Below are 18,315 nucleotides of genomic sequence, written 5' to 3' on the forward strand. Positions count from 1 at the left end.
AATCAAAAATAGAAACGATTATGCCCTACGAAAAGTTAGAAATTACCACACCAGCACCCGTCTTATCTTGGGCAAATCACTCTTTGGGGCCAGAAGAAACCAAGATGGCCAAGAATGTGGCATCATTACCATTTGTATTTAAGCATGTGGCATTAATGCCAGACGTTCACTTAGGAAAAGGTGCTTTAGTGGGTTCTGTAATTGCAACCAAAGAGGCAATTATCCCCGCTGCTGTCGGTGTGGATATTGGTTGCGGTATGAGCGCGATCAAAACAGCATTTACCGCCGAACAACTAGAAGGTAAACTAAAGAAAATCCGCTTGGATATTGAAGAAGCAATTCCGACTGGATTTAACGAAAATAAAGACGTTGAAAAATCTGTCAGCAATTGGCAATACTGGGATGATTTTAAAGACTTGCATCGCGGCGTGCAAGACCTACAAGGTAAAGCAATGAAACAGATGGGTTCTCTCGGTGGAGGAAATCACTTTATTGAAGTGTGCCTCGATACAGAGAATCAAGTTTGGCTGATGCTGCATTCTGGTTCGCGTAACATCGGCAATAAACTCGCCCAGTGTCATATTCACACAGCCAGAGAATTAGCAAAAATGGCAGGTAATAAATTGCCTGACCCAGATTTAGCTCACTTTGTCGCTGGTACGCCAGAATTCCAGGCATATTGGCACGATTTACAATGGTCACAAAACTATGCGCGTGTCAACCGCGATGTAATGATGGCGCGTTTTAAGCACATAGTTGAGAAACATCTGGCAGGTGGGAAGGCAACTAAACCTTTATTGCAGGTTAATTGTCATCACAATTACGCCGAAAAAGAAGTGCATTTTAATGAGGATGTATACGTTACTCGTAAGGGTGCAGTCCGTGCCCAGACTGAAGATTATGGGATTATTCCTGGTTCGATGGGGGCAAAATCTTTCATCGTGAAGGGTAAAGGTAATGCTCATAGTTTTTGTTCTTGTTCTCACGGTGCAGGACGTTTGATGTCTAGAAATAAGGCAAAAAATGTCTATACACTTGATGATTTGATAGAGCAAACAAATGGCGTAGAATGCCGCAAAGACGAGGGCGTATTAGATGAGATTCCTGGTGCTTATAAGCCGATAGAACAAGTTATGGCAAATCAAGCAGATTTAGTTGAGGTTGTAGCAACACTCAAACAAGTTCTTTGTGTTAAAGGATAAATTTGTAGGTGGGTAGCGCTCCAATACGCCAGTTTTAGTTTTTAGCCTTAACCCAAGCGTATTGGGTATTGCCCACCTTTTTTATTTCTAAACGTAAAGATATGCTGAAGAATAAATAATTATTTTAAGTAAATAGACTTGTCATGCAAAATAGTGAATACGAACAACAGTATAAGAAAAAAGTAATTGATTTCTTTGATAGTAGAACTAGCTACGATAACGATTACACAATTCATCGCGCTCTACCTCTACTAGATTTAGTTCAACTGCAAAAGGGACAAAAAGTATTGGACATGGCGACTGGTACAGGTATCATTGCTATTGCTGTTGCACAAATTATCGGTTCCAAAGGAAAAGTCACTGGAGTAGATTTTTCTTCAGGGATGCTAACTCAAGCACAACAGAAAATTGAAGAATTAGGCTTGCAAAATATTGAACTTATTGAAGCCGATGGTGAATATATTAACTTCAATGATGAGAGTTTCGATGTAATTCTTTGCTCTACAGCGATAGTGTATTTTAAAGATATTCCTGCTGCTCTACGTAAATGGTATCGTTTTCTCAAACCAGGGGGAGTCATCGGTTTTTCTTGTTGCTCTGAGGAATCTTGTGGAGCGCCACTTATAATCGAAATATGTAACAAACATGGCATTTCGCTGACAAGTATCAATGAGCCAACAGGCACACCCGAAAAATGTCATCATCTACTTGCAGAAGTTGGTTTTAAAGATATTGAAGTAAAAATCCAACAACTAGGTTTCTATCGCAATGTAGAGCAAGCTAGAGAATGGAATGGAGGATGGTTTCATCCCAGAGAAAATCCTTTGTTACAGGTTTCATCAGAGAAAATGGCAGAATTAAAAGCAGAATATCGTCAAAAAATTGAAGCAAAAGCAACCGAGCAAGGAGCTTGGTACGAAAATCTAACNTTTTTTCTAACTGGTAGAAAGGTTTAAAGCAAACTCTAATTTTCTGTTGTATTTAGCCAATTCATCAAATCAGCTTCACTAACAAAATCTAGTAATACTTCACCCAAGTCCTCTAACTGAGCCAAGGACAACTCTTGCAAGCGAGATTGTAACTGAGAATTAATTGAACCAAGCCGACGAGTTAATAGACGTATCACTAGCCTTAGTTCTGATTGTCTTCCTTGTTCAATTCCTTGTTCAAGACCTTGTTCAATTCCTTGTTCAATTCCTTGTTCAATGCCTCGTTGTCTCCCTTCTTGGAGTCCCTCTTGGAGAATTTCTTGATAAATGCTAGATTCTCTCATATCTTCTCTCCTCAAAAACTGACGAATTAGTTCTGGCTCGAATACTAACCCTGCTAGAAGTTGGGTACATACCGAGATAGTCTGCTTGGTGGCTTCTTCTTCAATCATACTCACCTGAACTGCTACCTGTTGGAGTAAGCTTTGAGGAGAATTTGTTCGCGCCAAAGTTGCCAGAGGTAATAAACCAGGAGATAACAATAAAGGTTCTGGATCTTGTTCCCAAATTCGGATGACGCGGTAACGGTGGGTAGTATTGCGAGCGGTAAATTGATCTACGAAGACAGCTGCTGAAGTTGTCGGTTTAAGGAAAATCACTACCTGCTCGATATCACAATTGTATTGTCGATATAGCCGCACCCAATAGTCCAACATCCGCAGTGGTAAGGGTGGAGTCGATGCTGGTAAAGTTTGAAACTCTAAATGCAGTATTTGATTGGCAGTTTGCAAAAAGGTTACTGAGTCGGCACGGATTGGTTCTTGATTTAATTCTGTTTTGAGAATCTGGATATCCGTTACTTCAGATGCAAGTAAGTAGCGGATAAAATCTTCTGGATACTGCTCAACCAGATATTTCAGGGTGTTGTCGTATGTCACTTTGATATCAGTTTGGATATAAACTCATGTAGAGACGTGATATCGCTACATAGTTTGTCCATCAAAAATTTAGTTTAAGTATTGTTTGTTGTTAGCGCTACTCTACGAAAAAGTAATGTTCGCTCATAGCGCTAACATTTAAATTTGGTGTTTTTTCAAAACTACATTGTCAAAGATTGAGGGTTCGTCTCAATCAATTTTGCTAAATCTTGCAAGAACGCCGCAGCATGGGCACCGTAAATAATCCGGTGGTCAGAAGTAATATTGACTTGCATTTGTTGCCGCACGCCAAATAAACCGTCGGGTGTTGCTACTACTTGCGGACGAGATGCCCCGATCGCTAAAATTGAACCTTGTCCAGGCGGTAAAATCGCATCAAATTTATCTACGCCAAACATCCCCAAATTGGACAGGGTAAAAGTTCCACTGTTATATTCTTGAGGCTGTAATTGTTTTGCCCTGGCACGTTCTACCAAAGACTTCCAAGTACGCGACAGAGAATATATATCCACTGCATCTGCATTTTGCAGCACAGGTGTAATCAATCCGCCATCATCCATCGCTACTGCTACGGAAATGTTGATATCAGAATGATAAACAATACCTTGGTCTGAGTAGCTAGCATTTAACAATGGGTGTTTTTGCAATGTCACTGCTACAGCTTTCGCCAGTAGCGCTGTCATTGTCACGCCTTTGGATTTAATTTGTTTATAAAGTTTGTCTAACCCATCAGTGGTAATTGTATAACCGACACGGAAGACGGGCACGGATATGGTAGCTACCATGTTCCGCACTACGGCGTTTTGGAAGGTAGTTAAAGGTACGGTTTGACCAGGAACAGCCGCCGCCACGGGTGCAGGTGCTGGTGTCCGAGGTGCTGGGGGTCCAACTGGGGCGCTGGTTGGTACAGGTGCGGGTGGAGCAACTGGGGCAGGTTGTTTACCCTTGTTAGACAATGCTTCTACATCTTCGGCGACAATGCGTCCGTGGGGGCCACTACCTTGGAGTGTAGTTAAATCAACTTTGAGTTCTTTAGCTAACTTGCGGGCACGGGGTGAAGCTACAAGCCTTCCTTCTTTGTGGTTAGACCCGTTTTGAGACGCTAAGGCAGGTGTTGCAACTGAGGCTGTGGCGGCAACTGGTTCAGGGGAAGAGGTAGGAGTAGCAGCCGCGCCGCCGGAATTGGCAAGAGATTTGGCCTGTTCAATTTCAGCTTCCGTTTCAGCGATGAAGGCGATCGCAGATCCTACCGGGGCAGTTTCACCAGCTTCAACTATGATATGGGCAAGAAAGCCTTCATAAAAGGTTTCTACATCCATATCTGCCTTATCTGACTCTACAACCACCACTGTTTCGCCTTTTTCCACTTTGTCCCCTGGCGATTTCACCCAGGAAACGATTTTGCCTTCTGTCATCGTGGAACTCAGCGCCTGCATAAATACTTCGTGAATGCTCATAGGGTGGTTTGGAAATCAATGGTTTATGGACTTTAACAGTTTTTATCAGATCGAATTGTATCTTGATGGGAGAGTTTTAGACTGTTTATATTTTAGGTTGGGCATTGGGAATTGGGCATCCCTTCGGCTTACCTCGGCTCCGGCTCCATCGAGCGACTGTGTACTGAGCGTAGTCGAAGTAAGTCGAGATACTCGGCACGAGTCGCTCAGGGCAAGTGGGCATTGGTCATTGGGCATTAGCTTTTGACTAATGACTAATAGGAACCTAAATATAACTTAGAGGTCTATAGGACTTGTATTTGATTTTTGAAAAAACTTAGTATACATCTGTTCCCTATTCCCTTGCTATTTATATNTCCTCANNNCCACTACTTAAGATACAAGAGCTTCTCGCGGATAGAGGATATGGGATGNNNTTCAATCTAGAATTCAAAATTGGTAATAAACCTATTTGAAATTCCTGTTTACTTTTATGTCGGCAAAGCTGAAATTCTTTTTGATTGTGATATTGAGTATCTCTGCTACGGCTGGTACTGGAGTTTATATTATTCAGCACCAGCAATCTGCACCGATTGTTGAGACTAGTGATGGGCAAACCCAGCAGATGGGAGCAATACATCAGTCTCAGGAAGTTGCAGCATTCTCAGAGCGTTCCGATTATCAAACTATACCTTTAGAAAAACTTAACTCATCTCTCCAAGGCAGTAATCCTACTACCCTTGCCCTGAATGCCTTTGAGGAGATAGCAGTGGGAGGAACGCGAAAGATCGAGGTAGTTTATCCGCAACCAAATCAGGCGTTAGTGACGATTACGCAAATCAAGCGGGGTAATAATTCAGTTGGGACGGTTAAATATCGAGCGGAGATGACAACCTTTGGGCGATCGCTTTTTATTAGCTCACCTCCAGTATGGCAAATCGTTTGGGCTGGAGTGAGGAGTTAAAAGTTAGAAGTTAGGAGTTAGAAGTTAGAAGTTAGGAGTTAGAAGTTAGAAGTTAGGAATTCCAACTCATAACTCATAACTAATAACTTATAACTCTCTAAATGTCACCGCGAATTTCTTCTACAACGCCATCGCGTAGAACGATTTCGACTTGCATTTTGCTAATCAGGTTATCACCGATTTCTACCCGGAAAAAGCCTTCCATTTGGAATTGGTTGACTTCTTGATCTTGCTGGAGAAACTGCACTTGCTGGAGGTTTTGCAGCAACTGATTTTTCTGCTCTAGAAATTCACTTTTCTTTTGATTGACTTGGAGTTGGATATTGTCAATTTGTTGGAGGGTCTGAGGCCCAGGTGGTTGCAGACTCTGCTTTTGAATTGCCGCGATCGCTCTTTGTCCTTCAACGTCTAGCTGTTGCAGTTGCTGATCGAGTTGATTGATCTGGGTTTGCAGCTGCTGTTGTACTTCCTCTTTCCAGAGGGGAGTCACAATGACTTTGACGTTAACGACGCGTTTCAGAAGCAAATTAGATTTGGAGACATCCATAAATATTTCACGTTCACTCTTTACAGTTAGCAGGTGGAATGATCAGGCAAACATGCCGTCAATAATATCGCGATAGCGTTCCGTGACGACATGTCGGCGAACTTTTAGTGTTTGTGTCATCAAGCCATTTTCGATAGAAAACGGTTCCAGGATGAGTTTAAACGTTCCGATGCGGTCATCCGGTCGATAGCCTGGGCGATTTTGGACTTCCCGATTCAATTCTTGGCGAAATAAATCCTGGATCATTCTACTCTCGAAGTCAATTTTTTGACTATCTGAGGAAGTCACCTGATCGCCCAGCGTATCCAGCGTTAGATTCTGACTTGCTGCCCATTTTTCTAAGGCTTCGACATTGGGGACAATTAAGGCTCCCAGGCTGCGCTGATCTTGGCCGATGAGCATAATTTGATCGATGTATGGCGATCGCAAACACGCATCTTCGATCGGCTGTGGCTCGATGTTTTCCCCGTTAGTCAATACAATCGTATCCTTCGCTCTGCCAGTCAGCACCAAGTCATCTTGTGGTGTCAGCCAACCCAAATCGCCGCTATCAAACCAACCTTCCGCGTCAATTGCTTTCGCTGTCGCTTCAGGATTTTGGTAATAGCCTTGCATAATCTGCAGGCCCCTCAACAATACTAAGCCTCGCTTCTCTATTGGTAAAGGCGCTTTTGTCTCAGGATCGACGATTTTAGCTTCTGTAGCCGGGAGTGGTAGCCCTGATGCGCCAATCAAATTCCGCCAAGGACGCCGTACATGGGTGACAGGAGAAGTTTCTGTCAAGCCATAGCCTTGTAAAATCTGGACGCCAATAATTTCAAAGAAATTATCTATGTGTCTAGGAAGCGCACCGCCGCCGCTAATCATCTGCTTAACTTGTCCCCCTGTGGCTTCCCGCACTTTGGCGTAAACCAGCCGTTCTCCCAAGGCATGGAGGGGTAATAAAGCCGCTGCTATTATCCTAGCTGCTAATCGTTCGATGCCTGAAGCATGAAGATTATTTAAATCTAGTCCCTGAGCAACTCGCCGCGCTCTAATATATTTTTCACTCATGCCCAATAAAGATTTAATTAGGCGTTGCTTTTTGGCTGGTTGTTCGCGGAACTGCTTTTGCACTCCTTCATAAATCGACTCCCACAGGCGGGGTACACCGACCATGTAATTGGGTTTAAATTGTCTCAAATCCCCTTTTACAGAGCGCAAGTTGGTATAAACTTGCGTACAACCTTGAGATAGTAGGTAATATTCAACAGTTCGTTCATAGCTGTGCCAAGAAGGCAAGATACTGAGAACTATATCACCCGCATTTGGTTGCAATACTGTGCCAAAAGTTATCACTTGGTGCATCAAGTTACTATAAGACAGCATTACACCCTTGGGTTTACCCGTAGTACCAGAGGTATAAATTAGAGTTGCCAGAGCGTTACGATTTTGCTTGACTGGCACAAAATTATGACTTTTCCCAATTTCGAGTAACTGTGAAAAGTTGAGTACCTTTAGGGTTTCGTCTGTTGGTGGTGCTTCATCGGAAAGCAAGATTACCACTTGAATTGGTAAATCTTTGAGGCGGTCTTGGAGTTTTTTAAGTGTTTTTAAATCCTCTACAACGATCGCTATACTGCCACTATTGGCGATGATAAACAACAGTTCTTCTTTTTCGGCTTGGGAACTACGCACCGCATCTACGCCTCCAGCAGTCATGATGCCTTGATCGGCAATAAACCACCGAGGACTATTGTCAGCAATCAGGGAAATGCGATCGCCTACCTTTACTCCCAACGCCTGTAAACCAGCAGCAAATAGTTGCATTTGCTCTGCCAACTGGGTATAAGTAATCGCCACTTCGGGTTTACCGTGAGGATTGCGGAGAGCGACAACATCACCAAATCGTTGAGCTGCCAAAGGCCAAATTTCTGGTAGCGATTCCACATTTGTGTAATCTACCAACCGCTTTAATGCCTGCCGTTCTCGCTCACTGATGTTAGATAAAAAAGAAGACGCGGTTTGGGTTTTTGACATAACACCTTACTTAAAGATTTTAAACTGATTATTTTCCAGCTTATTTTGTTATTACGCTACAATATCCATCCTTATTATCCACATACCCTTCTGTGTATGATAATTCCAGGAATTCCACGTTTATATTTACAAAAATTTATGTTAAAGTTAATTTACATAGAGTGCAAGCAATGATTGTGTTTGCATCTAAGAACAGCGGTCGCCTATGTTTCACAGGAGATGATTACCTATGAATTTTATCGACGGCATAATGCTAACGTTGCTCAATATTGCTGCTTGCATAGCGTTACCGAAGATTTTAGCTATCCTTTTGGCCGATAAAACCAAACTTACTGAAACATTGGCGAATGGTTCCAAATTACAAGCAGCCAAAATTGAACTTACAAGTTTTCCTTATTGTACAGTTTACCCAGTAACAGGTAGTCAATACTGCAAATTCAGTCCTGATTTTTGTGCCAAGTGTTCTCCGAATTGATGGACTGTTTGTCAGTAAATTATATTTTAAAATTTAGGTGAGGTAGTTTATCTACCTCACCTAAATTTTGGTAACACAACTGACTTTAACGCAGCCTAATGTCTACCTATAAATAGCGCAAAACTCCATTCCCATTGAATATTCCCCGAATCAGAATTGATGTTGATCTATATGTGCCATTAATTCTGCGGCAACTTGCCGTTAAGGTAGCTCCAGTAACCCTAATATTCCGACAGGAAGCTGGATAACTACTAGAATCAGTGGGTGCTGCAAAAGCAGGATTAATAGGAATTGTAGCTATGATTGCACCACAAGCTGCCAGAGTCATTAAACGTGGTGAACGACTTAGCTTTGCAAGATAAGACATGAGTATTATCCTTTGATAAATTCAGTTTTATTGCCCTTCTTTTCCGTGAAAAAGGACAAGATAAATACTAGCACCAAATGTGTTAAATAATTAATTGGGAAAATTTAAAATATATCATTGTGAGTACAACATTCGCGTGGTGTCTCATAGAGAAGCAATCACAAAGATTTTAACAGTTTTAACTTTTGTTAAGGAGTTAGCTTACAAGTTTACTGATGCTTGAAGTAGGATGCCCTAGCAATCTTTTATATCTCTGAATAAAGAAAAATAAAATGATGATTTGGAATCTTTTTCAAAGCCTTGCTTTATCTCCAAAATCTAATTCAGTCTTATATTTTACTCATAAAATTAAGTATCACTTATGATTTTTACGCCGCTATTTACCTCCTGTTAAACGAATTGTATCAAACCTATAGCTTGTTTTAAAAACTTTGGTAGATATACAGCGAAGAAGTTGTATTGAAATCTATTTCTTTCGGTTCATTTTCATCCTCATTAGTATTTTTAAATAGGACTGTAAATGCACCAGCACCTAACCTGTCTTGAGGAAATATTCGATAACAAGGCATCGTCGTTAAATGCGATTGATATTTGGCTAAATTACTAATTTTTATCGCTTCAAATTGGGGAAAGCGTTCCACAAACCATTCACAAACTTGCTCATTTTCTTCGGGCGAATATGTGCAAGTCATATAAGCAAGATAGCCTTGTGGTGAAACAATTTTAGCAGAGTTAGCTATAATGCGCTTTTGCCGATTTGCACTCTTGTTAATAGCAGTTGGGTGAAAACATCCGGGTGCTTTTTCACCTTTGGCAAGTAAAGATTGTCCAGTACACGGAGCATCTACTATGACTAGATTGCTAGAGCCGGGAAACATTTCGGCAAATATGCTCGAATCTCGATTAACCACTGCGTTAGGGCTAACCTGACAACGCTTCAAGTTAGAAATTAGCATTCCTAGACGTTTGCCAATTACTTCATTACTGATGAGTAATTCAGGTTTTAAAGCTCTCCAAGCGAAGATACTTTTACCTCCCGGTGCGGCACACATATCAAAAACTAAACGCACCGACTCAGGAATAGCTAACAAAGTAGTAGCTGCAAACACCGAAGAAAAATCTAAACAATAGAAATATCCTTTTTCATGCAAGGGATGCTTACCAGGTTTTTCTCCCAGAGATAAGCGGTCTATAAATTGTGGTTGCCAAGCTGTTGGTGTTTCCACTATTAAAGGTGCAATATCTGGCTTTTCTTGACACCAAATAATACTAGGTGAAAAAGGCTGAGGATTCATTAAAGCCTCAATAAATTTTTCTTGCTCATCTAGATTAGCGAACAAACGCCGCGAGACTTTAAGTAATAAATTAGAAGGTTTTTCCATGTAGATAATGAGTTATCAATTACGAATTACGAATTAGGTTGCCGAGCGAAGCCGAGGTACGAATTACGAATTAGTACGTTGTATCTAAATCAAAATCAAACTGTTACACAAGAACAATGTAATTAAGGCTTTTGGCTTCATACTCAAAATATAATGACCGCCATTGGGAACGCAATGGCCAAGCTACCCCACTGCACCGGAGAAGGTCATGTTTTTAGATAGTTTTCAGGACAAATTACGCAAACAAGCACAATTATGGAGGGATGAAGGATTAATTAGTTCTTCGCAGTATGAGCAGATAGCAGAACGTTATCAATTTAAAAACCTGGAAGCTGCTGCACGCGATCGCAACAAAGCGATCGCGATCGCAATCGGTAGCATACTTTTATGCTTAGGCATAATTACCTTTGTATCAGGAAACTGGCAAGGAGGATCGCGAGAAGTCAAATTTATTCTGATGATGAGTTTGTTTTTTGCGATCGCCATCACTGGATTTTACAGCTGGAGACCACCTGAAGGAAAGAAACCAGAACGAAGCAAACGCTTACTAGGAGAGGGGTTACTAATTTTAAGCGCCTTCATCTTCGGTGCAAATTTACTGCTGATGGCCCAGATGTTCAATATCATCGGTTCAGCTTCCCAACTGTTTCTCGCCTGGGGATTTGGTGTTGTAGTCATGGCCTTCAGTTTGTCCTTGAATTCTTTAGGAATTCTGTCAATTGTCCTTGTGGAAATCGGCTACTGGACTGGACTAGAAGACTTATGGTACGCTTCAGGTGAGCTAACTTGGTCGCGGCTAGTAGTGCAGCATTTGCCTTTGTTAGCATGGCTGGTATTTGTACCCTTAGCCTACTTCTGTCGTTCCCGTTGGATTTTTGGTCTAGCAGCCTTTGTTTTTGCTAGTTCCTTACAAGCTAACCTTAATCCTCTGCCACTGCTAAATTATGCTGATATAGCCCCTTGGGTGGCATCTTTTGCTTTTACACTGCCACCTGCATTATTCTGGAGTTACGATGATTTACTCTTTCCAACCATAAATTACAGATTGTTTCAATCTCTAGCCCGTAATTTAGCGTTGTTAAGCTTTGGCATCGTCTTTTACGTTTTGTCTTTTCGTTGGGTCTGGGAATCTCCTGATTATAGTTTTAATCAGCCAACGAATTTGACAAACTTATTTGAGTCTCTGCCGATCATTGATTTGGGGATTCTCAGCGGCTTGGCGGTTTTACAATGGTTGTTTCTACTGCGCCAAAGAAATAACCCTCCGCGCCGGGAAGTGATTTTCACAACTGCTGTCATTAGTACATTTCTTGTCTTTATTGCAATAGTACCTTTTTGGCATCAAACTATCAGCCGGATTGATGAACTTGGCATTTTTATTTTCAATGTACTTCTTGCAACATTAGCCTGGGGACTAATTCAAGAAGGATTGAAATTAAGCAACAGAAGTTCCTTCTGGGGCGGTATGCTGTTAGTAACACTGCAAATTATCAGTCGCGTGCAGGAGTACGACACCGACTTACTTTTTAAGTCGCTAGTCTATGTCCTGTGCGGTTCTGCTTTAATTAGCGCTGGACTCTGGTTTGAACGCCGCCTACCCGGTGGTAGCTCTGCAAGTAAAAAGTAGGGCAAAAGATGAAAGAATTCAGGAGTCAGAATTCAGGAGTCAGAATTCAGGAAAAGTTCACTTAATTTAAAATTGAATGATTCCCAACTCCTAACTCCTAACTCCCAACTCCTAACTCCTAACTCCTAACTAAAAATCTCTGTGCGTCAAAGTTTTTAAAGTTTCTCTGCGTCAGTCCTAATCTCATTACTTTTAACCTCCTCAAGACCTCTGCTTTGTAGGACTACGCTCATGAATAATACTTCTTCTGAATCTAAGAATAAACCCTTGTCTCCTGAAGCCGAATTTTCCAGTAAGGTGACTTTTCGGGATTACTTGATTGCTACTGAACAAAAATCGAATAAGCCCTTGCCTTTTTGGCGGTTACTAGCTCCCCTGGCGCTGCAAACAGGGCTAATTATGGCAGTACCAGCCCAAGCAGTTTATACAGACGTAACAGGTAAGACGGTGATTTTACAAACCGTACCTGTAGACCCTAACAATGCGATCGCAGGTAACACCTTAGCGTTAGATTACAACATCTCTCGTACCTCAAATTTGAGCAGACTACCTGGTTGGCAAACATTAGTCAGCAAAGGTCGTGGAAGCGGCAGGAGATTGCCTGAAGGAACTAATATTTACGTGACTTTGCAAGAGCAATTCTCTACTGGGCGCGGTGTTCCGAGAGCTTGGAGACCGTTACGAGTAAGTAGCGATCGCCCCACAACTCTTAGAGCCAATCAGGCAGCCTTAAAAGGTGTTTATCAGGATGGTTCCGTTAACTACGGCTTAGAAACATATTACATCCCAGAAAACCAACGGCAGCAGATTCGGAACGACTTACAAGCCCAACGCGCCCGCAGAGGACAAGTACCACCTATTGTGGTCAAGGCGAAAGTAGATCCACAAGGTAAGGCTGTGCCAGTTAGTATGTGGGTGCGCGATCGCAACTATCGTTTTTAAGCTGTTAAGCAAATAAACAGTGCATATTTACACCACGCCAGTTTGGTCTTTGAAATTCTGAGCGCCGACTTCCGACGCTCAGAATTTTCTGTTTGTCATTAGATATTTGCTGAAAAAGAATATAGAGACGTAGTAATGCTACGTCTCTACAAAGGTTCTATAACAAGCATATTTATTTTCATCGGATGTCTTATATATCGCCCACATTTAAAATAAAATAGCACTTGATTATGGCAGAGACTCAAAGCAGTATATTTAGAGTAAGATTATCAGCAAGTTTTATTTGCTGATAATATATGATTTTTCGGGGATTAAGTCAAAAAGCAAGGCTACTATTTACTATATTTTTAACGCTAGTGTTCATTGCAGTAATTGCGTTGTGGCAACTTTCCCCAACACAAGCCCAGCTAGTACAGAAAGAAAGTAATTACGCAATACATATTCAACAAAACTTTAATCAATCTGCTTTTTATCCCATTGCCCAAATTCCATCTACAAACCTTTATAAACCTATTGGCGATTGGGTAGGAAGATTAATTTTACCAACGAAACAGCAATTACAAGATGGTTTAGATTGGGTATGGATGGAAGTACAATATGCACCACCTACAGCACAAAATTTGGTAGGTAAAATTGTACGTTTGGAGTGGAAGAATAAAAATTTGCTGGCTTTAGAACGAGTTGTAACGCGAGATATAAATTTCACTCCTGAAGTGATTAAAAGCCAAAAACAAGGAAATATTCATCCTTTTCGACTAAATGGAGTTCGTCAGGTAGGGATTTTACGCTCTTTAACTGGTGCAAATCCTGATGATGAAACAATTGTTGTTTTAGATTCAAGTACAATCATTGATGCAAATCAAGAAAAATCTATTTTGCAAATTGAACGCGAACCTGTTTTGGCAACTGGTAGATTTTATGGGTTGGTAAAAATAATTAAACCGATTGAATCTCAATATAAAACTAGTTTATTTCCAAATCAAAAGCAGTTAAACGATTACTTTTTAGTACAACATTATAATCCTAATACAAATAAATTTAATGGTATTGAAGAAACTATTCGCATTCCCCAACAAGCAATAGATTCGCGAAATTTTACTCCTTCAAGTTCGCAGCAAATCGAGCGATCGCCTGCGGGTGACGATGGGTGGTATATTTATGGCGCTGCCGATGCAAAGGGCGTATTTACAGTACGCGCACTTGCACCTCGTTCTCTGTTGCAAATTCAACCCCGTCAAATTATTACTGGTAAGGAATTAGGTCTAAATTACATCCAAGATGTAAATTGGCAAAATACTGAGAAAAATAAAGGTAAATTCAATACTGTATTATTAAAGCCTAGAGAAACACAAAATTCACTTAATCAATCTATATCAACATGGCAAGAAGGCAATAAAGCTATTGTTCTACACCTATTTGGTGGAATTGGCGGACGTAAAGCTGAACCACTGGGAGTACCTTATACTATTACTGGACATTTTGCTTTTGGAATTGCAGAAGTTGTCCGCGACGAGTTTACTAACGAATTACGCTTCGAGACTAAATACCACCAAATTTATGCCCATAACCCCGATGGAATTATTGCCGGAACGCATACATGGGCTGATTATATGGGTAATTTACAACGTGGTTGGCTGGCAACACGTCCAGTATCAGATATTCTGATCGAATTCGACCCTGTAACGCAGGATTATGATTTTGATGGTGTCAAACTTTCGCCTTTAAAACAATTTCAGCAACAATTACAGATAACAATGGCACGTTATCGAGTTGGTGATGGAACTGGTGGTGCAATGGTATCACCTGCTACCTCATGCGTCCAAGACTCAAGCCAAGCACTTTATGCTGCGATATTAGCAATTAAAAACCAAGTTACTACAACTCCTCAAATTCAAACTTGGATACGCGCCAACCCCAATCACCCGCAAACATTACGCTTTCAGCAGCTAGTTGAATTAGGTCAATCTTTTGAACAACAGTTAGCACCCTTGGGTATAGTTCGCGCTGATTGGCAAAGTCAAGCAGGTATACTTGCAGGTACGGGCATAGGAAAAACGACGAAACCATTTCAAGATCGTAGTATTTGGGCTGGTTTGACAACATGGCGAACAATAATGCCAAGACTTGCACACGATGACCTAGCTGCAATATTTTTAAAACATGGCGCAACTATGCAAGTATTGCGAACCAATCAAGTTGGTGGTTGGGAATCTAATATTACACCCATTGCCCCAACAGCACTTTTAGGACAAATTAAGATTCCTTTTACCAATATTTCACCACTTTCAATTCTTTTAAATCGCGTTTTAGCGTCCTTAGTAGTTCCGAGGTTCAAAGATTGGTTAGTTATTGTTGTACTGTTGATAATTTATAGTATTCTTGCTCTACCTTATGGTTGGAAATTTGGATTTTTACAGATAGAACTTTGGTCTGCAAATTGGACTAATAAATGCTTGTTGATATTACGTTGCTTATTTTTACCTGCAATTATGGAAGAACTCTTTTTTCGCGTTTTTTTGCTTCCTCATCCTAGCGAAATTACCAGTTGGTTCCAATGGTCTTTGTGGGCAATAGTGAGTTTATTATTATTTATTTTGTATCATCCCTTGAATGCTAAAACATTTTTTAAAGCTGGAATTACCACATTTTTTAATCGTGTTTTTCTTGTTTTAGCTGCATTTTTGGGAATTATCTGTACTGTTGGATATACCCTCACAGGATCTTTGTTTGTGATCGTTTTAATTCACTGGGTTGTAGTAGTAGTTTGGTTAATTGTTTTTGGAGGAATCAGAAAATTAGATAATAATCAAAAAATTCAGAACGCTAAGGTTTAAGGAGGTAGGGGGCAGGAGTTAATAATGCTTGGTTAAGGCTAAAACTTGATGCCTTTATTTAGCACCAATAAATCTAGGACAACCTTCCTCAGCCCCCTTTTTATTAGCGATCGCACTACCACTAGTATTGAGCAACACACTGCTAAGGCACAATCAACACTGGGCAAGGGGAAAGGTTAATCACACGAGTGGTAACACTATCATCTGCTCCCTCTTCAGTCAAACCTAGCCCCCGGCAGCCCATGATAATTAAATCTGCCCCAATTTCATCAGCGACATCGCAGATCGTAAAAGCTGGTTTGCCTTGCCTTTCTAAGGTTTCAGATTGAATTCCTTGTTCAGAAAATAAAGATTGGGCATTTTCCAGCAGTTTCGCAACTACCTCTGGCGACACCATCGGATCGGCACTAGGCGCGTCTGGAGGTGGTTCTTCTACCACAGACAGCAGCACCAAGCGACTGCTGTACTTTTTAACTACGTTGGTAACAACGTCAGCAGCTTCCCGCGTTTCCCGGCTTTGATCGATAGGAAATAGTACTGTCTTAAATATATCTGTCACTTGGGTACCCCTGACTCCGGTAAAATCTTGATGGTTCTACTTTCAAAACAATAACAAAAAGGCAATCAGGAGAGTTTGGTGTGTCCAAAAAAAGTTTAGCAAGTTTATCTTCGGCTGATATCTCTGGGAAACGTGCCTTAGTGCGGGTTGACTTTAACGTGCCTGTGGACGATCAAGGCAACATTACTGACGATACTCGCATTCGCGCCGCTCTACCAACCATCCAAGATTTGACGCAGAAGGGAGCTAAGGTCATTCTCACCAGCCATTTTGGTCGTCCCAAGGGTGTGGATGACAAATTACGCCTAACTCCCGTTGCCAAGCGTCTGTCTGAGTTACTGGGGCAAGAAGTCATTAAAACTGATGATTCCATTGGCGATGAAGTTGCAGCTAAAGTTGGCGCGTTGCAAAATGGCCAAGTGCTGTTACTCGAAAATGTCCGTTTTTACAAAGAAGAAGAGAAGAACGACCCAGAATTTGCGAAAAAATTGGCAGCTAATGCTGATTTTTATGTAAATGATGCTTTTGGTACTGCACACCGCGCCCATGCTTCTACTGAAGGTGTGACTAAATTCCTCAGCCCTTCTGTGGCTGGATATTTGGTTGAGAAGGAATTGCAATATCTGCAAAACGCCATTGAAAATCCCCAACGTCCTTTAGCGGCAATTATTGGCGGTTCCAAGGTTTCCAGCAAAATTGGTGTGATTGAAACACTACTGGAGAAGTGCGACAAGCTGATCATCGGTGGTGGGATGATTTTCACCTTCTACAAAGCCCGTGGTTTGAATGTTGGTAAGTCGTTGGTAGAAGAAGACAAGCTAGAACTAGCGAAGTCTTTGGAAGCTAAGGCTAAAGAACGGGGCGTTGCTTTATTGCTTCCCACAGATGTGGTATTGGCAGATAATTTTGCCCCTGATGCCAATTCTCAAACCGTTAGCATTGAAAACATCCCCGATGGTTGGATGGGTTTGGATATTGGGCCAGACTCGGTGAAATTTTTCCAAGAAGCTCTTGCAGATACCAAAACGGTAATTTGGAACGGGCCAATGGGTGTGTTTGAGTTTGATAAGTTTGCGAAAGGTACGGAAGCGATCGCTCATACCCTCGCTGAAATCGGTAAAACTGGCACAACTACCATCATCGGCGGTGGCGATTCAGTAGCGGCTGTGGAAAAAGTTGGTTTAGCCGACCAAATGAGCCACATCTCCACCGACGGCGGCGCTAGCTTGGAGTTACTTGAAGGCAAGGTATTGCCTGGAATTGCAGCTTTAGATGATGCGTAATTAGGAATTGGGGAAGGGAATAGGGTACAGGTTACAGGTTATTCCCTATTACCTGTCACCTGTCACCTTTTCCCAATACCTAAGTCACTACATAAGAAAAATATATGCAACCTAAATGGCTGGAATGGGGACAGAAGTTACAAGCGATCGCTCAAAATGGGTTGACTTATTCTGAGGGTGTCTACGATATAGAACGTTACAAACAATTACGAGCGATCGCCACGGAAATTATGGCGAGTTACTCAAATGTAGAACACACTTATGTCCTCGATTTATTTAGCCGTGAAGTCGGATATGCAACTCCTAAAGTTGATGTGCGAGGAGCAATTTTTCGTGACGATACTATATTGTTAGTCAAGGAACGGGTAGACGGCTGCTGGACTTTGCCTGGTGGATGGGCTGATGTTGGCGAGTCTGCCAGTGAGGCAGTTGTGAAAGAAGTATACGAAGAATCGGGATATCAAGCACGCGCTATCAAACTTTTAGCAGTTTATGACAGAGACAAACAGGGACATCCACCATTACCTTTTTATGTCTACAAGCTGTTTTTTCACTGCGAACTTATTGGTGGTTCTCCATCATCAAGTATTGAAACTGAAGAAGTAGGTTTTTTCCGTGAAGATGCGTTACCAGTACTTTCCATCGGACGTGTGACACCAGCGCAAATCACGCGACTTTTCCAGCATTACCGCCAACCAGCTTTACCAACAGACTTTGATTAAATATCTCTGCATTACAAAAATTGGCATACAGAATTCATGGTTTATTCTGACTCCTGAGTTCTGAATTCGGACTCATAAAATAACCCGGA

The 18,315-nt window shown here is 41.5% G+C and carries 16 protein-coding genes; 9 read left to right on the plus strand and 7 right to left on the minus strand.

Going from position 1 to position 18,315, the window contains the following annotated elements; all coding sequences use genetic code 11:
- Positions 1–20 precede the first annotated feature (20 nt).
- Both QUD05_RS25235 and QUD05_RS25240 read left to right on the plus strand, forming a co-directional pair.
- Positions 21–1,202 carry an RtcB family protein gene (locus tag QUD05_RS25235; RefSeq protein ID WP_289798485.1) on the plus strand — a complete coding sequence of 394 codons (1,182 nt, stop codon included), beginning with the start codon at positions 21–23 and terminating at the stop codon, positions 1,200–1,202.
- A gap of 143 nt (positions 1,203–1,345) precedes the next feature.
- Positions 1,346–2,158: a class I SAM-dependent methyltransferase gene (locus QUD05_RS25240; RefSeq protein ID WP_289798486.1), complete on the plus strand. Its 813-nt coding sequence runs from the start codon at positions 1,346–1,348 to the stop codon at positions 2,156–2,158.
- Positions 2,159–2,166: 8 nt separating this feature from the next.
- Here the strand turns inward: QUD05_RS25240 and QUD05_RS25245 are convergent, their stop codons facing one another.
- Both QUD05_RS25245 and QUD05_RS25250 read right to left on the minus strand, forming a co-directional pair.
- Positions 2,167–3,069, minus strand: coding sequence for an Rpn family recombination-promoting nuclease/putative transposase (locus QUD05_RS25245; RefSeq protein WP_289798487.1), 903 nt, complete (start codon positions 3,067–3,069; stop codon positions 2,167–2,169).
- Between the two features lie 161 nt (positions 3,070–3,230).
- Positions 3,231–4,526 carry a dihydrolipoamide acetyltransferase family protein gene (locus QUD05_RS25250; protein WP_289798488.1) on the minus strand — a complete coding sequence of 432 codons (1,296 nt, stop codon included), beginning with the start codon at positions 4,524–4,526 and terminating at the stop codon, positions 3,231–3,233.
- Between the two features lie 472 nt (positions 4,527–4,998).
- Here QUD05_RS25250 and QUD05_RS25255 point away from each other — a divergent pair, with 472 nt between their 5' ends.
- Positions 4,999–5,469: a hypothetical protein gene (locus QUD05_RS25255; protein ID WP_289798489.1), complete on the plus strand. Its 471-nt coding sequence runs from the start codon at positions 4,999–5,001 to the stop codon at positions 5,467–5,469.
- Between the two features lie 97 nt (positions 5,470–5,566).
- Here QUD05_RS25255 and QUD05_RS25260 read toward each other — a convergent pair whose 3' ends face one another.
- Together QUD05_RS25260 and QUD05_RS25265 are read right to left on the minus strand one after the other, a co-directional pair.
- Complete coding sequence (locus QUD05_RS25260; protein WP_012412623.1) at positions 5,567–6,016, minus strand: YlqD family protein; 450 nt, start codon at positions 6,014–6,016, stop codon at positions 5,567–5,569.
- 42 nt (positions 6,017–6,058) lie between these two features.
- Positions 6,059–8,035 (minus strand): AMP-dependent synthetase/ligase, encoded by a 1,977-nt coding sequence (locus QUD05_RS25265; protein WP_289798490.1) that lies wholly within the window; start codon positions 8,033–8,035, stop codon positions 6,059–6,061.
- Between the two features lie 229 nt (positions 8,036–8,264).
- Here QUD05_RS25265 and QUD05_RS25270 point away from each other — a divergent pair, with 229 nt between their 5' ends.
- Positions 8,265–8,510, plus strand: coding sequence for a hypothetical protein (locus tag QUD05_RS25270; RefSeq protein ID WP_289798491.1), 246 nt, complete (start codon positions 8,265–8,267; stop codon positions 8,508–8,510).
- A 106-nt stretch (positions 8,511–8,616) separates the two neighbouring features.
- On the opposite strand, the gene QUD05_RS25275 is transcribed toward QUD05_RS25270, so the two are convergent.
- A complete protein-coding gene (locus QUD05_RS25275) occupies positions 8,617–8,877 on the minus strand; it encodes a hypothetical protein (RefSeq protein WP_289798492.1) in 261 nt (86 codons plus the stop codon).
- Between the two features lie 422 nt (positions 8,878–9,299).
- Entirely contained in the window at positions 9,300–10,259 is a 960-nt protein-coding gene (locus QUD05_RS25280) for an RsmB/NOP family class I SAM-dependent RNA methyltransferase (RefSeq protein ID WP_289798493.1), read from the minus strand.
- A gap of 208 nt (positions 10,260–10,467) precedes the next feature.
- Here QUD05_RS25280 and QUD05_RS25285 point away from each other — a divergent pair, with 208 nt between their 5' ends.
- The 3 genes from QUD05_RS25285 (at position 10,468) to QUD05_RS25295 (ending at position 15,662) form a co-directional block, all read left to right on the plus strand.
- Positions 10,468–11,886 (plus strand): DUF2157 domain-containing protein, encoded by a 1,419-nt coding sequence (locus QUD05_RS25285; protein WP_289798494.1) that lies wholly within the window; start codon positions 10,468–10,470, stop codon positions 11,884–11,886.
- 231 nt (positions 11,887–12,117) lie between these two features.
- Positions 12,118–12,828 carry a GDYXXLXY domain-containing protein gene (locus tag QUD05_RS25290; protein ID WP_289798495.1) on the plus strand — a complete coding sequence of 237 codons (711 nt, stop codon included), beginning with the start codon at positions 12,118–12,120 and terminating at the stop codon, positions 12,826–12,828.
- Between the two features lie 296 nt (positions 12,829–13,124).
- Complete coding sequence (locus QUD05_RS25295; RefSeq protein WP_289798496.1) at positions 13,125–15,662, plus strand: CPBP family glutamic-type intramembrane protease; 2,538 nt, start codon at positions 13,125–13,127, stop codon at positions 15,660–15,662.
- A 142-nt stretch (positions 15,663–15,804) separates the two neighbouring features.
- On the opposite strand, the gene QUD05_RS25300 is transcribed toward QUD05_RS25295, so the two are convergent.
- Positions 15,805–16,212, minus strand: coding sequence for a universal stress protein (locus tag QUD05_RS25300; protein ID WP_289800074.1), 408 nt, complete (start codon positions 16,210–16,212; stop codon positions 15,805–15,807).
- An 89-nt stretch (positions 16,213–16,301) separates the two neighbouring features.
- Here QUD05_RS25300 and QUD05_RS25305 point away from each other — a divergent pair, with 89 nt between their 5' ends.
- Both QUD05_RS25305 and QUD05_RS25310 read left to right on the plus strand, forming a co-directional pair.
- The gene (locus QUD05_RS25305) at positions 16,302–17,504 is read left to right on the plus strand and encodes a phosphoglycerate kinase (RefSeq protein WP_289798497.1); all 1,203 of its coding nucleotides are present in this window, start codon (positions 16,302–16,304) and stop codon (positions 17,502–17,504) included.
- 104 nt (positions 17,505–17,608) lie between these two features.
- Positions 17,609–18,226, plus strand: coding sequence for an NUDIX hydrolase (locus tag QUD05_RS25310; protein ID WP_289798498.1), 618 nt, complete (start codon positions 17,609–17,611; stop codon positions 18,224–18,226).
- Positions 18,227–18,315: the final 89 nt, after the last annotated feature.

Source organism: Nostoc sp. GT001, from assembly GCF_030382115.1.
In the GTDB taxonomy this organism is placed as follows: Bacteria; Cyanobacteriota; Cyanobacteriia; order Cyanobacteriales; family Nostocaceae; genus Nostoc.

Coding starts and splice junctions, on each gene's coding strand:
- QUD05_RS25235 (WP_289798485.1), top strand. CDS start 21: ATGCCCTACGAAAAGTTAGAAATTACCACACCAGCACCCGTCTTATCT.
- QUD05_RS25250 (WP_289798488.1), bottom strand. CDS start 4,526: ATGAGCATTCACGAAGTATTTATGCAGGCGCTGAGTTCCACGATGACA.
- QUD05_RS25255 (WP_289798489.1), top strand. CDS start 4,999: ATGTCGGCAAAGCTGAAATTCTTTTTGATTGTGATATTGAGTATCTCT.
- QUD05_RS25260 (WP_012412623.1), bottom strand. CDS start 6,016: ATGGATGTCTCCAAATCTAATTTGCTTCTGAAACGCGTCGTTAACGTC.
- QUD05_RS25265 (WP_289798490.1), bottom strand. CDS start 8,035: ATGTCAAAAACCCAAACCGCGTCTTCTTTTTTATCTAACATCAGTGAG.
- QUD05_RS25270 (WP_289798491.1), top strand. CDS start 8,265: ATGAATTTTATCGACGGCATAATGCTAACGTTGCTCAATATTGCTGCT.
- QUD05_RS25275 (WP_289798492.1), bottom strand. CDS start 8,877: ATGTCTTATCTTGCAAAGCTAAGTCGTTCACCACGTTTAATGACTCTG.
- QUD05_RS25280 (WP_289798493.1), bottom strand. CDS start 10,259: ATGGAAAAACCTTCTAATTTATTACTTAAAGTCTCGCGGCGTTTGTTC.
- QUD05_RS25285 (WP_289798494.1), top strand. CDS start 10,468: ATGTTTTTAGATAGTTTTCAGGACAAATTACGCAAACAAGCACAATTA.
- QUD05_RS25290 (WP_289798495.1), top strand. CDS start 12,118: ATGAATAATACTTCTTCTGAATCTAAGAATAAACCCTTGTCTCCTGAA.
- QUD05_RS25295 (WP_289798496.1), top strand. CDS start 13,125: ATGATTTTTCGGGGATTAAGTCAAAAAGCAAGGCTACTATTTACTATA.
- QUD05_RS25310 (WP_289798498.1), top strand. CDS start 17,609: ATGCAACCTAAATGGCTGGAATGGGGACAGAAGTTACAAGCGATCGCT.